General features: G+C 71.5%; 11 protein-coding genes. 5 read left to right on the forward strand and 6 right to left on the reverse strand.

Annotated elements, in window-relative coordinates; all coding sequences use genetic code 11:
* Positions 1-100: 100 nt before the first annotated feature.
* The gene (locus Adu01nite_RS36635; protein ID WP_203733899.1) at positions 101-724 is read right to left on the reverse strand and encodes a hypothetical protein; all 624 of its coding nucleotides are present in this window, start codon (positions 722-724) and stop codon (positions 101-103) included.
* Positions 725-801: 77 nt separating this feature from the next.
* Here Adu01nite_RS36635 and Adu01nite_RS36640 point away from each other — a divergent pair, with 77 nt between their 5' ends.
* From Adu01nite_RS36640 to Adu01nite_RS36650, 3 genes are read left to right on the forward strand one after another with little or no spacing between them, the layout of a single operon-like run.
* Positions 802-3,432 (forward strand): valine--tRNA ligase, encoded by a 2,631-nt coding sequence (locus Adu01nite_RS36640; protein WP_203733900.1) that lies wholly within the window; start codon positions 802-804, stop codon positions 3,430-3,432.
* Complete coding sequence (locus Adu01nite_RS36645; protein WP_203733901.1) at positions 3,429-4,754, forward strand: bifunctional folylpolyglutamate synthase/dihydrofolate synthase; 1,326 nt, start codon at positions 3,429-3,431, stop codon at positions 4,752-4,754. Before Adu01nite_RS36640 ends, Adu01nite_RS36645 begins: the two co-directional genes overlap by 4 nt.
* The gene (locus Adu01nite_RS36650) at positions 4,751-5,155 is read left to right on the forward strand and encodes a DUF4233 domain-containing protein (protein ID WP_203733902.1); all 405 of its coding nucleotides are present in this window, start codon (positions 4,751-4,753) and stop codon (positions 5,153-5,155) included. The genes Adu01nite_RS36645 and Adu01nite_RS36650 overlap by 4 nt, the downstream gene beginning before the upstream one ends.
* Positions 5,156-5,252: 97 nt before the next feature.
* Here Adu01nite_RS36650 and Adu01nite_RS48210 read toward each other — a convergent pair whose 3' ends face one another.
* The gene (locus tag Adu01nite_RS48210) at positions 5,253-7,856 is read right to left on the reverse strand and encodes a VOC family protein (protein WP_239132975.1); all 2,604 of its coding nucleotides are present in this window, start codon (positions 7,854-7,856) and stop codon (positions 5,253-5,255) included.
* A gap of 195 nt (positions 7,857-8,051) precedes the next feature.
* On the opposite strand from Adu01nite_RS48210, the gene ndk reads away from it, so the two are divergent.
* The gene (gene ndk, locus Adu01nite_RS36660; RefSeq protein WP_379128643.1) at positions 8,052-8,468 is read left to right on the forward strand and encodes a nucleoside-diphosphate kinase; all 417 of its coding nucleotides are present in this window, start codon (positions 8,052-8,054) and stop codon (positions 8,466-8,468) included.
* 23 nt (positions 8,469-8,491) lie between these two features.
* On the opposite strand, the gene Adu01nite_RS36665 is transcribed toward ndk, so the two are convergent.
* Genes Adu01nite_RS36665 through Adu01nite_RS36680 form a run of 4 tightly spaced genes read right to left on the reverse strand, consistent with a single transcriptional unit; the run spans position 8,492 to position 12,059 of the window.
* Positions 8,492-9,277 carry an ABC transporter permease gene (locus tag Adu01nite_RS36665; protein WP_203733903.1) on the reverse strand — a complete coding sequence of 262 codons (786 nt, stop codon included), beginning with the start codon at positions 9,275-9,277 and terminating at the stop codon, positions 8,492-8,494.
* Positions 9,274-10,044 (reverse strand): ABC transporter permease, encoded by a 771-nt coding sequence (locus tag Adu01nite_RS36670; RefSeq protein ID WP_239132976.1) that lies wholly within the window; start codon positions 10,042-10,044, stop codon positions 9,274-9,276. The genes Adu01nite_RS36665 and Adu01nite_RS36670 overlap by 4 nt, the downstream gene beginning before the upstream one ends.
* Entirely contained in the window at positions 10,041-11,018 is a 978-nt protein-coding gene (locus Adu01nite_RS36675) for an ABC transporter ATP-binding protein (protein ID WP_239132977.1), read from the reverse strand. Before Adu01nite_RS36675 ends, Adu01nite_RS36670 begins: the two co-directional genes overlap by 4 nt.
* A 30-nt stretch (positions 11,019-11,048) precedes the next feature.
* Complete coding sequence (locus Adu01nite_RS36680) at positions 11,049-12,059, reverse strand: ArsR/SmtB family transcription factor (RefSeq protein WP_203733904.1); 1,011 nt, start codon at positions 12,057-12,059, stop codon at positions 11,049-11,051.
* 59 nt (positions 12,060-12,118) lie between these two features.
* On the opposite strand from Adu01nite_RS36680, the gene Adu01nite_RS36685 reads away from it, so the two are divergent.
* The gene (locus Adu01nite_RS36685; protein ID WP_203733905.1) at positions 12,119-13,651 is read left to right on the forward strand and encodes an alkaline phosphatase D family protein; all 1,533 of its coding nucleotides are present in this window, start codon (positions 12,119-12,121) and stop codon (positions 13,649-13,651) included.
* Positions 13,652-13,820: the final 169 nt, after the last annotated feature.

Consider the following 13,820-nt stretch of genomic DNA (forward strand, 5'->3'; position numbering starts at 1 on the left):
GAAATGGCCCACCCGGGCAACTGGGTGGGCCATTTTCGTGCGCAAAAGTAGAGCAATTAGTCGTGGCCGGCCCTCGGAAAAGGGGTCGGCCACGACTGTTTCAGCGGCTTTCCACCGCCGTGCGGATCTGCTGGAACAGCGGGGTGGCGTCGGCGAGCGTGCGGTTCGGGAACATCGCCAGGGCGAGGCTTCCGTGGTCGGCCCAGCCGCAGACCGGCAGTTCGCCGGAGTCCGACTTCGTGGTTCCGCACTTCATCGTGCCGCCCAGGTCGCCGGCGGGTACGTCGTGGAGATCGGTGACCGCGCCCTGGTTGTCGGAGATCAGGTTGAACGCGGTGTCGAGGTCGTCCTCGGGCGTCCAGATGAGCGTGGTGCCGCCGAAGATCAGGACGTTCTTGTCGCCCGGCTCGGTGTAGACCGCGGCGACCGTCTTGTCGAGGTCCACCTCGGCGGCGAGGGCGGTCTGCAGGTAGTCGGCGGTGGACTTCGCGTCCTCGGACGTGTCCAGGGTCAGCGAGCCGATCTTGTCGGGGGTGGCCAGCTGGGCGTCCTTCTGGGACGAGATCTGCCAGGCGGTGTAGCCCAGCACACCGGCCCCACCGACCGCCGCGACCAGGAGCGAGGAGAGGACGATCATGCGCGCCTTCGACCTCGGGCGAGGGGCCGTTTCGGGCTGCTCCTCGGCGAGCTCTACGGGGCCGATGTCGATCGGGGCGTCGGACATTGCGCGAGCGTAGCAATCCACCCCCATCGGAGGAGGTGCGAATTCGCCGTCGACACCGGGCTCCGTAGACTTGTCGGGTGACCGATACGACCGAGACCCGCACCCCCGACAGCCGGCCCACCGGTGGCCTCTCCGCCCAGTACCAGCCGGGCGAGGTAGAGCAGCGGCGGTACGAGACGTGGGTATCGGCGGGCTACTTCACGGCCGACCCGGCCAGCGACAAGCCGGCCTTCTCGATCGTCATCCCCCCGCCCAACGTGACCGGCTCGCTGCACGTCGGCCATGCCCTCGACCACACCATCCAGGACGCCCTTTCCCGCCTCAAGCGGATGCAGGGTTTCGAGGTGCTGTGGCTGCCCGGCATGGACCACGCCGGCATCGCGACGCAAAACGTGGTGGAGCGCCAGCTCGCCGCGCAGCAGCTGTCCCGGCACGACCTGGGCCGGGAGAAGTTCGTCGAGAAGGTCTGGGAGTGGAAGGCCGAGTCCGGCGGCGCGATTCTCGGCCAGATGCGCCGGCTCGGCGACTCCGTCGACTGGAGCCGTGAGCGGTTCACGATGGACGAGGGCCTGTCCCGGGCCGTGCAGACCATCTTCAAGCGGCTCTACGACGACTCGCTGATCTACCGGGCCAACCGGATCATCAACTGGTGCCCGCGCTGCCTGACGGCGCTCAGCGACATCGAGGTCGAGCACACCGACGACGAGGGCGAGCTGGTCTCGATCCGGTACGGCGACGGGCCGGATGCGATCGTGGTCGCCACCACCCGGGCCGAGACGATGCTCGGTGACACCGCGGTCGCCGTCCACCCGGACGACGAGCGCTACAGGCACCTGGTCGGCACCGAGGTGGAGTTGCCGCTGACCGGGCGGCGCATCCCGATCGTGGCCGACGAGCACGTGGACCCGTCGTTCGGGACCGGTGCGGTCAAGGTGACGCCGGCGCACGACCCCAACGACTTCGAGATCGGGCAGCGGCACAACCTGCCCAGCATCACGATCATGGACGAGCGGGCGGTCGTCACGGTGCCGGGGCCGTTCCAGGGCCTGGACCGTTACGAGGCCCGGCCGGCCATCGTCGACGCGCTGCGCGAGCAGGGCCGGATCGTCGCCGAGAAGCGGCCCTACCTGCACTCGGTGGGGCACTGCTCGCGGTGCAAGACGACCGTCGAGCCGCGGCTGTCGCTGCAGTGGTTCGTCAACACCGGGCCGCTGGCCAAGGCGGCCGGGGACGCGGTCCGCGACGGCCGGGTCGCCATCGAGCCGGCCGAGCTGTCCAAGCGCTACTTCGCCTGGGTCGACAACATGCATGACTGGTGCATCTCGCGCCAGCTGTGGTGGGGTCACCGCATCCCGGTCTGGTACGGACCGGCCGGTGAGGTGGTCTGTGTCGGACCGGACGAGCAGCCCCCGACCGGTGAAGGCTGGCACCAGGACGAAGACGTACTCGACACCTGGTTCTCCTCTGCTCTTTGGCCTTTCTCCACGATGGGGTGGCCGGAGCAGACCGCGGAGCTCGCGAAGTTCTACCCGACCAGCGTGCTGGTGACCGGTTACGACATCCTGTTCTTCTGGGTCGCCCGGATGATGATGTTCGGCCTGTACGCGATGGACGACGTGCAGCCGTTCGAGGTGGTCAACCTGCACGGCATGGTCCGTGACGGGCACGGCAAGAAGATGTCGAAGTCGTACGGCAATGTCGTCGACCCGCTCGACTGGATCGAGCGGTACGGCGCCGACGCCACCCGCTTCACGCTGGCCCGCGGCGCCAACCCCGGCTCCGACGTGCCGATCAGCGAGGAGTGGTGCCAGGGCTCCCGCAACTTCTGCAACAAGCTCTGGAACGCGACCCGGTTCGCGCTGATGAACGGCGCGACGGTCGAGGGCCCGCTGCCGGAGCCGAGCGAGCTGTCCGCTATCGACAAGTGGATCCTGTCCCGGCTCCAGCACGTGATCGGCGAGGTGAACGAGCAGTTCGCGACGTACGAGTACGCGAAGGTCTGCGACACCCTCTACCACTTCGCGTGGGATGACGTCTGCGACTGGTACCTGGAGCTGAGCAAGCCGGTGCTGGCCGAGGGCAGCGCGACGACGCAGCGGGTCCTGGGCCACGTGCTCGACGAGCTGCTGCGCCTGCTGCACCCGGTCATCCCGTTCGTCACCGAGGAGCTGTGGATCGCGCTCACCGGCGGCGAGACGGTCGTGCGGGCATCGTGGCCGTCGGTCGACAAGGAGCTGATCGACGACGGCGCCGAGGAGGAGCTGGCCGCGCTGCAGAAGGTGGTCACCGAGGTCCGCCGGTTCCGGTCCGACCAGGGCCTCAAGCCGACCCAGCGGGTCACCGCCGCGCTCACCGGCCTCGGCAACGTCGGCATCGACACGCACGAGCCGCTGATCCGTTCGCTGGCCCGGCTCGACCGGCCGGACGACAGCTTCACCGCCACCGCGACCCTGGCGATCGCCGGTGCCATCACCGTCGACCTGGACACCCGGGGCACGATCGACGTCGCCGCCGAACGCGCCCGGCTGACGAAGGACAAGGCCGCCGCGGAGAAGGAGGCGGCCCAGTGCCGGGCCAAGCTCGGCAACGAGTCCTTCATCGGCAAGGCGCCCGAGCAGGTGGTCGCGAAGATCAAGGACCGCCTGGCCACGGCCGAGGCGGACCTCGCGCGAATTGATTCGGCCCTCTCAGCGTTGGCTACAGCATGAGTGAGTACGACGAGGTGGTGGCCGCGCTCAACCAGCGCGGCTTCACCCGCATGGTCTTCGACCTGCGCAAGATTCGGGACCTGATGGACGTGCTGGGCAGCCCGCAGCGGGCCTACCCGGCGATCCACCTCACCGGCACCAACGGCAAGACGAGTACGGCCCGGATGATCGACGCGCTGCTGCGGGCGCACGGCCTGCACACCGGCCGCTACACCAGCCCGCACCTGGAGACGGTGCGCGAGCGGATCAGCCTGGACGGCGAGTCGATCAGCGAGGAACGGCTGGTCGCCACCTACCAGGAGATCTCGCCGCTGGCCGACCTGATCGATGACCGCAACCCGGAACCGCTGACCTACTTCGACATGACCACCGCGATGGCGTACGCGGCGTTCGCCGACGCGCCGGTGGACATCGCCGTGGTCGAGGTGGGCCTCGGCGGCGAGGAGGACGCGACCAACGTGATCGACGCCGGGGTCTGCGTGATGACCCCGATCGGCCTCGACCACACCGAGTGGCTCGGCGACACCATCGAGGACATCGCCTGGGCCAAGGCCGGCATCATCCACAAGGGCGCCACCGTGATCAGCGCGCTGCAGACCGAGGAGGCCATGCGGCCGATCCTCGAGCGCTGCGCCGAGATGGGGGCGACCCTCGCCCGCGAGGGCCGCGAGTTCGGCGTCGTCGAGCGCTACCAGGCGGTCGGCGGGCAGGTGCTCACCCTTCAAGGGCTCGGCGGGGTGTACGACGAGATCTTCATGCCGCTGTTCGGGGCGCATCAGGCGCAGAACGCGGCGACGGCGCTCGCCGCGGTCGAGGCGTTCCTCGGCGCCGGGCCGGACAAGCAGCTCCAGGTCGAGCTGGTCCGGGAGGGTTTCGCCCAGGTCGACTCGCCGGGCCGGCTGGAGCGGGTGCGCAGCGCGCCGACGATCCTGCTGGACAGTGCGCACAACCCGCACGGCATGGCCGCCACGGTCGCCGCGCTGGAGGAGGAGTTCTCCTTCCGGCACCTGGTCGCGGTGGTCGCGGTGCTCGGTGACAAGGACGTGTCCGGCCTGCTCGACCTGCTCGAGCCGACCGCCGCCCGGATCGTGGTGACGCAGAACAGCTCGCCCCGCTCGATGCCGGTCGATCAGCTGGCCCAACTGGCCGTCGAGATCTTCGGCGAGGACCGGGTGTCGGTGGCGCAGAACATGCCGGACGCGATCGAGGAGGCGGTGGTGATCGCCGAGGACGACACATCCGGCGAGCTCAGCGGGGTCGCGGTGCTGATCACCGGTTCGGTCGTGACGGTGGCCGACGCGCGGAAACTGCTGAAGCGATGACCGAGCAGCCGGCGCCGCCGGAGAACGCGACGTCCGCCGAGGGCGAGCCGGGTGCGGCGCCGCGGCGTTCCGGTCTTCGCAATCCCCAGGCTGCCGTACGGGGTCTGGGCGCCGGCACGCTGGCACTCGAGGCGATCGTGCTGCTCCTGGCCATCCAGCCGATCCGGATCATGGGTGGCCATCTGAGCGGCTGGGGCATCGGCGCGGTGATCGCGCTGGCGGTCCTGGCGGGTGCGCTGGCCGGCATGATGAAGCGCCGCTGGGCCTGGCCGGCCGGGACGGTGCTGCAGGTGCTGCTCATCGCGTGCGGCCTGCTGCACTGGTCGCTCGCCGTGCTCGGCCTGATCTTCGGCGCCGCCTGGGCATACGCCGCCTACGTGCGCCGAACCATCCTCGGCTGACGCCCGCCCGCGGCCGCGCCCGTCCGGCTGGGGTCCGCTCGGCTGACGCGCCTTTGAAAGCGCGTCAGCCGGAAGGCCGGGTCAGCGGAAGGCCGGGTCAGCGGATGGCCCGCCACTGGGTGATCGCGATGTTGTGGTCATCCGGGTCGCGGAACGTGGCCGACCACAGCTCGAGCCGGTCGCCTCGATTGACCGCCTGCGGTGCGTGCAAGAACTTCACGCCCTTCGCGATGAGCTCGGCGTAGACCGCTTCGACGTCGCCCACCTCCAGGTTGAGGTAGATCAACCGGCCGGCCTCGGCGGACAGGCCGGTCACCGTGCGCAGCACGAGCCGGGTGTCGCCGGAGGCGAGCACCGCGCTGCCGTCGCCGTTGTCGATCTCGTAGAAGCCGAGCGTGTCCCGATAGAAGGCGATCGACCGGGCCAGATCGGTGACCAGCACGGTGATGCCCACCCCGTAGATCGCGCCGGCCGGGCCGGGCCGCGCACTCGGGTACCCCGTGATCAGGTCGTCGGCGTGCGCGTCCGGCTCGGTGCCGAGCGGCGCCGCCCAGGGCCCGACGTCCGGAGTGTCAGTTCCGGCGGTGGGTGCAACGGAAACTGGCTTGGGCGCGGCGGCGACAACCGGTTCGGGTGCTGGGGAGACGACCGTCTTGGGCGCGGCGGCGGCAACCGGTTCGGGCGCGGCGGCGACGACCGGTTCGGGCGCGGCGGCGACGACCGGTTCGGGCGCGGCGGCGACGACCGGTTCGGGTGCTGGGGAGGCGACCGTCTTGGGCGCGGCGGCGGCGGCAACCGGCTCGGGCGTGGGGGAGACAACCGGCACCGAGGCGGCGGCAACCGGCTTGGTGCCGGTCGGTGCCGGATCAGGAACCGCTGCGGCTGTGGCCGGGGCCGGGGCCGGGGCAGCAACGGGCGCCGAGGAACCCGGTGTGGGGTCCGTAACCCGCGCTGAGGCGGCCGGCGCTGAGGCGGTCGGTGTTGAGGTCGGTGGGGGTGCGGATTCGTGCTTGTCTGAGTGGCCGACCTTTTTGACGGCGGCGAAGACCGAAGCCGCCGCGGCACCTACGACGGCTGCCGCGCCCGAGACCACGCCGGGTTTGCCCTCGGCCGGGCGGGCCGGGCCGGCGGCCGCGGCCGATTCCTTGTCGTGGGCGGCGTTGGTCATGAACTGGGTGGTCGGCCGGTCGCTGGAGTCGACGATGTCCGCAGCGGGCGGCGGGGTGTAAACCGGCTGTGGCTGGACCTCGACTGGCTGGACCTCGACGGGCGGGGCGTGGGCCGGGCGCCGCGGCTCCTCGACGGGCGGGGCGATCAGGCCCTCGGCCATGGCGTCCCGCGCGGCCGGGTCGGTCCGCTCCGGAGCCGGATCCGGGTCGCCGTCGAGCGGCAGGTCGAACTCGTCGAAGCTCGGGGCCGTCGGGGCTGAGCCAGCGGCGTGCGGGGCGGCGGCGTGCGGGGCAGCGGCGTGCGGGGCGGCGGCGTGCGGGGCGGCGGCGTGCGGGGCGGCGCCGTGTGAGGCGGCGGCGTGCGGGGCCTCCGGGTGCGGGGTGGCCGGGTGCACGGTTGACGGCTCGGGGGCGACCGGTGGGGCCGTCACCGGTTCCGGTGCGGTCGGGAACGCGCTGGTCGGGGACGGTGTGGCGGTCGTCGAGGTGACGGTCGGCTCCGGGCGGCGGCGCGGCTCCGGCGCCGGCTCGTCGAGCGGCACGTCCACCGGCTGATCGAGCGGCTGATCGAGCAGGCGGTCGGTCGGCTCGTCGAGCGGGACGTCGACCGGGCGGTCGTCGTCGTGCACGGCCGGGTCGGGGCGGACGTCGGAGCGGGACGCCGTGCGCTGCTGCGGCGGGCCGGTGGGCTCGTCGCCGACGAGCGGGGCGGCCGCCGCGGCGGTGGGGGCGGTCTCCGGCTCGGCCGTGGCGGTGGCGGTGCCACCGCGGCGGTGCGGGCTCGGCCGCCCACCGGATGGACGGCTCGTCGCGGCGGCCGCGGCCGCACCCGCCGCGGCACCCGCGGTGGCTGCGGCACCCGTGGTCGCGCCGGGTGCCCGGCGCGGCAGCGGCTGCGGGGTCTCGTCGTGGTCGACCAGTTCACCCTCGAGGATCGTGCCCTCGGGGGTGTGGCGCACCACCACCGTCTCGGTGCCGCCACCGCTACCGGCGGCGGGCGGCGGGGGCGGCGGCTCGTCGGCCGGGGACCACTGCCGGTCGCGCGATGCCCACGGCGGCGGCTCCGGGTCGCCGAGCAGGTCGGTGTCGAGGTCGTCGGGGATGTCGTCGTAGGGGCCCGGCGGCGGGGGCGGCGGGTCGGCGCCGCGCTCGTGCGGGGACGCCTCGTCCCAGTTGATCCGGACCCGGCGCATGTCGTCGACGTCCACGGTGATCGGCAGCGTGTCGCCGATCATCGGCCACTTCACCACCGGGACCCGCGGCTCCCGCAGGGTCACCTCGGAGGTCGGCAGCCCGGGCGCGACCACCACGGCCTGGATCTCGGCGCGCCCGTAGACCGCCGACGACGTGGGCGGCGGCGAGATCACGCGGACCTCGGCCGTGCCGGTGACCCAGGCCCGGGCACCGCGGCGCACCACATTGACCATGCCCAGCGCGATGGAGAGCGCGAGCACGGCCAGGCCGAACACCACCACCCCCCAGCTGGACATGCCGAGGCCGAGCGCCACGACGAAGACGGCGATGGTGCCCATGACGGCCGCCACCAGCTTGCGAGCCGGTGCGATAGGACGGCCGGTCTGGTTTGCCAATGTGGACCTCCCGCTCGATACCGTCAGGTTATTGCCCGGCCGGGCCTCAGGGAAAGTGCGGTAGTCGCTTGCCGCCACTGGTGTACCGATAGGCTGAACCTCGCGCGTGTCGGTACCCTGCAGTTCTGGAGGATCTTCGTGACCAGCCCCATCGAGCGTTCCCTCGTGCTCGTCAAGCCGGATGCGGTGCGTCGCGGCCTGCTCGGCGAGATCATCTCGCGTTTCGAGGTCAAGGGTCTGGCGATCGAGGCAATGGAGCTGCGGACGATGGACGCGGCCCTCGCCGACCAGCACTACGCCGACCACGTGGATAAGGCGTTCTACCCGCCGCTCAAGGAGTTCATGACCAGCGGCCCGCTGGTGGCGCTGGTGCTCAGCGGCGACCAGGTGATCGAGGTGGTCCGCGCGATGATCGGCGCGACCGACGGCCGTAAGGCGGCCGCCGGCACGATCCGCGGCGATCTCTCCCTGTCCAACCGGGAAAACCTGGTGCACGCGTCGGACTCGCCGCAGAGCGCGGCCCGCGAGCTGGCCCTGTGGTTCCCCAAGCTCTGAACTGACGAAGAGCTGACGAAAATTTACAGCGTCTCCAGGCTCGCCGACCGGCGCGACTCGAGTTCGAAGATCTTGAGGAGCGCCGCGGCGAGGACCGCGTAGGCGAGGCCGACCAGCGCCTCCCGGCCCACCTCGGGCGCCGCCGCGGCGAACGAGTCGCCGGCCGCGAAGCGCCGGGCCGCCTCGGCCGCGTGGGTGATCGGCAGGTAGTTCCCGATCGTCACCATCCAGCCGGGCAGGCCGGAGCTGGGCACGTTCACGCCGGTGAGCAGCATCAGCAGGGCCACCGCGACGTTCGAGATCACCCAGACGTCCCGGAAGCGCAGGCCCAGCGCGCCCAGGGTGAGGCCGAAGAAGCTGCACGCCAGCGAGCCGGTCGCCATCGCCAGGAGCAGGCCGGGCAGTGCGCCCACCGGGATCCGCAGGCCCAGCAGCAGCGCGCTCACGCTGAGCGTGAAGGCGGCGATGAGCAGGCCGTTGCCGGCGTACGGCAGGGCGCGCCCGAGGAACACCACGGTCCGGCTGCGCGGGGACAGCAGCACATGGCCGAGCGTGCCGAACCGGCGCTCGTTGCCGACCGCGAGCGTGCCGCCGAAGACGCAGGCCAGCGTGGCGGCCAGGACCGCGTTGCCGACGATGTAGAAACGGTCGTCGGCGACCCGCAGCTGCCGGCCGAGGTAGGCGAAGAAGAGCAGCTGGAACAGCGGCCCGATCAGGAGCGTGCCGATGAAGACGCTCGGCCTCGTCCAGTTGAACAGGGCCCGGTAGGCGATCACGCCGCCCACGGTGATCAGCCGGAGGGTCTTCATGCGAGCGCCAAAGTGGCGGTGGCGCGAGCGCGTCGTTCGACGTACGTCAAGGCGAAGCCCCCAAGAATGAGACAGACGAGGCTGATCGCGAGGCAGATGCCGACCGAAGGCCAGACCGGGCCGCCGGTGGTGGCCTCGCGCAAAGCGCGGGCGCCCCAGGTGGTGGGCAGGACCGCGGCGATCGGAGCGGTCCAGGCCGGCAGCACGGTGATCGGGACGAGCATCCCGGAGACCAGCCAGATCGGGTATTCGAGCGTGTTGGCCAGCGCGTTGGCGTTGCGCAACAGCACGAACGTCGAGGCCAGCAGCAGCCCGAACATGCCTAGCGCGAGCACGCAGACGACGGCGGCGACCACGAACGCGGCCGGGTGCACGAAGTCGAGGCGGATGCCGTAGAGCAGCCGGCCCCAGGCCAGCGTGGCCAGCAGCGAGTACGCGCCGGTCACGCCGGTGGCAACGGTGATCGGCAGGATCACCAGGACCGGCCGCCGGGGCGCCAGCATGATCATTTCGAGGGTGCCCTGCCAGCGCTGGTTCTGGATGGCGCCGCCGGAGCCGAAGAGGACCGAGGACCAGACGCCCATCACGCCGGCGCCGACCGCGGCCTCGAGGAGGCGGTGCTGCTCGGCGCCGGAGCGGAACAGGTAGACCGCGAGGGTGGCCTGCACGATCGGGACGATCATCGCGATCGCCAGTTCGAACGGCGAGCGGCTGATCTGCTTGGCGTGCAGCAGGGTGCCGAGCAGCAGCATGCGCAGGGTCCTCATGCGGCGTTCACGATCGCGACGTACGCGTCCTCGAGGGTCGGCTCGCGGCTGTTGACCCGGCCGAGGCGGACCCCGGCCAGCTCGCGCAGGATCTCGCCCTGCACGTCCACGTGCGCGTCCGACTGGACGGTCAGCAGCTGCAGCGCGCCGCGCTCCTCGATCGCGGTCTCCCGCACCCCGGGCAGGTCGCGCAGGGCGGACACCGCGGTCTCGGGTACGCCGTACGCCTCGACCTCGACCACCCGGCGCCCGTCCGCGCGGCGCCGCAGCTCGGCCGGGGTGCCGAGGGCCTGGATCCGGCCGTCGGCGATCACCGCGATCCGGTCGCACAGTTCGTCGGCCTCGGCCATGTAGTGCGTGGTCAGCAGCACGGTGGTGCCGTTCGCGGCCAGGTCGGCGACGGTGCGGCGCAGCTCCCGGGCGGCGACCGGGTCGACGCCGATCGACGGTTCGTCGAGGAAGAGCACCTCCGGCGAGTGCAGCAGGCCACGGGCGATGTGCAGCCGCTGGCGCATGCCGCGCGAGTAGCCCTCGACCCGCTCCCGCTCCCGGCCGGTCAGGCTGACCAGCTCCAGGAGCTCGGCGATCCGTCGTTTCTGCGCGCGCGGCGGCACCCCGTACAGCTCGGCGAAGTAGCGGAGGTTGTCGAGCCCGGACAATCGCTCGTAGAGGCCGCGGTCGCCGCCGAAGACGTAACCGATCCGGCGGCGTACCTCCCGGGTCTGCCCGACCACGTCGTGGCCGCCCACCCGGGCCGTGCCGGAGGTCGGGATGAGCAGGGTGTTCAGCATCTTGATGGTGGTGGTCTTGCCGGCCCCGTTCGGGCCGAGGAGGCCGAACAGCTCGCCGCGCGGCACCGTGAAGGAGATTCCGCGGACCGCCTCGACCTCGGTCCGGCGTGGCCGGAGCCATCCGGACCGTCCCCGGTAGGTGCGGCGTAACTGATCGGCCTCGATGGCGTACTCGCTCCCCATGGGCCGGAACGCTAGGGGGCGAAGGCGTACCTAGGAAACGAATTCGGCCGGGGCCGAATCTCCGCCGAGCAGGTTGACCAGCGCGATCCCGGCCGGTTCGAGGCCGTAGAGGACGCGCCGCCCGGCCCGGCGCCGGTGCACCACCCCGGCCGCCTGCAGGCCGGCCAGGTGCTCGGACACCGTGCTGGGCGCCAGGCCGAGCGCGGTGGCCAGCCCGGTCGTCGAGGCCGGCACGGTCAGCGAGCGCAGCACCGCGGCCCGCCCCCGGCCGACCAGGATGGCCAGGCGGTCGTCGGCGTGCGGCACGGGCTCGGCGGCGAGCAGGGCGGCGCCGCGCGACTGGTAGGTCACCATGACCACCTCGGGGTGGTCGTTCGAGCAGCTCAGCGCGCCCCGCGAGAAGATCAGCGGCACCAGCAGCAGCCGTTTGTCGACCGCCTCGAAGGAATGCTCGAGCGGCTTGACCAGGGTGAGCACCGGCCGCTCCCAGCGGATCCGCTCGTGCAGCCGGGCGAGCAGGGCGTCCGGCCCGTCGGCGGCCAGCGCCCGGGCCCGGAGCAGCACCTCCTCGTCGAGCGCGGCCCGCATGGCCGGCCAGTGCGGCGCGATCGCCGCGTCCCAGTAGGCGGCGATCCCGTCGGCGAGCCGGTTCAGCGCCGCTTCCCGGTCGTCGCGGAACGGGCGGAGCAGGTCCGGCACGTCGCCGGCCGGGTAGTACGTCGCCAACTGCTCGTCGATGATCTCGGCGGGGGTCGCGCGGAACCGGTCGAGCTGCTCGCCGATGGTCGAGACCGGCGTCTCCGGGATCGGATCGAGGAAGTCCGGGAAGGACGACGGCAGCTGGAGGAAGAGCGAGGCCGGCGCGGTGGCCGGCACGGTCCGCAGGATCTCCCGGGCCCGCCGCGCCCATCCGTCGTACGGCCACGGCGCGCCGTCCGGGTTGCGGCGCAGCAGGAAGAGGCTGCAGATGACGTCGGCCAGCGGGCTGATCGCGATCCGGGTGCGGGCCAGCGTCGGTTCATCGATCTCGATGCGGATCACGGGGTGAAGTTTAAGGAACGGCCACCCGCGGGCCACGTCCGATCGATAGGCATCTCGGTATGACCTCGATCTCGCGACGCAATCTGCTGCGCGCCGGTGTAGTCGGCCTGGCCGGCAGCGCGTTCCTCGAAGCCCCTGCCTTCTCCTCGGCCGGGGTGCGACCGCTGCTCACCCACGGTGTGCAGAGCGGCGACGCCACCGCCGGTTCGGCCGTCGTGTGGAGCCGGGCCGACCGCCCGGCCCGGCTCTGGGTGCAGGTGAGCCGTCGGCCCGACCTGCGCGGCGGCCGGCTGCTGCGGGGGCCGGTCGTCACCCCGGACACCGACTTCACCGGCAAGGTGCGGCTGCGCAACCTGCCCGCCGACTCCAAGATCTATTACCGGGTACGCGCCGAGAGCCTCGACCGGCCCGGCCTCTACGGCTCGTCGGTGGACGGTTCGCTGTCCACCGCCCCGCTTCTCACCAAGGACGTCCGTTTTGTCTGGACCGGCGACGTGGTCGGTCAGGGGTGGGGCATCGACCCGGCCTACGGCGGGCTCTCATTGTTCGAGTCGATGCGCCGGCGCCGGCCGGACTTCCTGCTCCACTCGGGCGACACCGTCTATGCCGACGGACCGCTGGCCGAGGCGGTGACGCTGCCGGACGGCCGGATCTACCGCAACCTGGTGACCGAGGAGAAGGCGAAGGTCGCCGAAACCCTCAAGGAATACCGCGGCCAGTACGCCTACAACCTGCTGGACGACGCCTACAAGCGGTTCACCGCCGAGGTCGCGCAGATCAACCAGTGGGACGACCACGAGGTGCACAACAACTGGTTCCCGGGGCAGATCCTCGACGACGTCCGCTACACCGAGAAGTCGGTCGACGTGCTCGCCGCCCGCGCCCACCAGGCCTATCACGAGTGGACGCCCATCCCGTCGGCGAGCGGGCCGGTCTATCGGAAGATCTCGCACGGCCCGCTGCTCGACATCTTCATCCTCGACATGCGGACCTTCAAGGACCCGAACGACGGCAACACGTACGCCGATCCGAAGCGCGGCATGCTCGGCCAGGAGCAGCGCGATTGGCTGATCCGGGGCCTCCGGGAATCGACGGCGACCTGGAAGATCATCGCCAATGACCTGCCGCTCGGCCTGGTCGTGCCGGACGGCGCCGCCGCCCAGGAGGGGGTCGCGCAGGGCGACAACGGCGCGCCGAAGGGCCGCGAGCTCGAATTCGCCCAGGTGCTGCAGGACGCGCACCGGCACCACGTAAGCGGCATCGTGCTGCTCACCGCGGACGTGCACTACACCGCGGCCCAGCACTACGACCCGGCCCGGGCCGCGATCCAGGACTTCACGCCGTTCTGGGAGTTCGTCTCCGGGCCGGCCCACGCGGGGGCGTTCGGCCCGAATGCCCTGGATGGCACGTTCGGCCCGAAGACCGAGTTCGTGCACGCCCCGCCGGTCGCCAACACCTCCCCGGCCGACGGCTACCAGCACTTCGGCGAGGTCGAGATCGACGGCCACTCCGGCGATCTGACCGTGTATCTGCGCGACCGCGACGGCGTCTCGCTCTGGTCGACGAAGCTGACCGCACCCCGCCGGAGGTAATCCGGGTGAAGGAATCCCGGGGTGGCCGGTATCGTTGTCCAAACGCAGGCAATGAACCGGCCATCACCGGGGAGCCTCCGGAAGAAAAGGCGCAAGCCTGAGTAGAACCGGGCGGACCGGAACGCGCTTCGTAAATCCGGCGAACGAGCGGATGGGGGAAACCCCGTCA

Source organism: Paractinoplanes durhamensis (assembly GCF_016862175.1).
GTDB lineage: Bacteria > Actinomycetota > Actinomycetes > Mycobacteriales > Micromonosporaceae > Actinoplanes > Actinoplanes durhamensis.

Excerpts from the sequence above, each read along its gene's own strand:
- Adu01nite_RS36685 (WP_203733905.1), top strand. The coding sequence starts at position 12,119 with ATGACCTCGATCTCGCGACGCAATCTGCTGCGCGCCGGTGTAGTCGGC.
- Adu01nite_RS36670 (WP_239132976.1), bottom strand. The coding sequence starts at position 10,044 with ATGAGGACCCTGCGCATGCTGCTGCTCGGCACCCTGCTGCACGCCAAG.
- Adu01nite_RS36675 (WP_239132977.1), bottom strand. The coding sequence starts at position 11,018 with ATGGGGAGCGAGTACGCCATCGAGGCCGATCAGTTACGCCGCACCTAC.
- Adu01nite_RS36635 (WP_203733899.1), bottom strand. The coding sequence starts at position 724 with ATGTCCGACGCCCCGATCGACATCGGCCCCGTAGAGCTCGCCGAGGAG.
- Adu01nite_RS48210 (WP_239132975.1), bottom strand. The coding sequence starts at position 7,856 with ATGGGCACCATCGCCGTCTTCGTCGTGGCGCTCGGCCTCGGCATGTCC.
- Adu01nite_RS36645 (WP_203733901.1), top strand. The coding sequence starts at position 3,429 with ATGAGTGAGTACGACGAGGTGGTGGCCGCGCTCAACCAGCGCGGCTTC.
- Adu01nite_RS36665 (WP_203733903.1), bottom strand. The coding sequence starts at position 9,277 with ATGAAGACCCTCCGGCTGATCACCGTGGGCGGCGTGATCGCCTACCGG.
- Adu01nite_RS36650 (WP_203733902.1), top strand. The coding sequence starts at position 4,751 with ATGACCGAGCAGCCGGCGCCGCCGGAGAACGCGACGTCCGCCGAGGGC.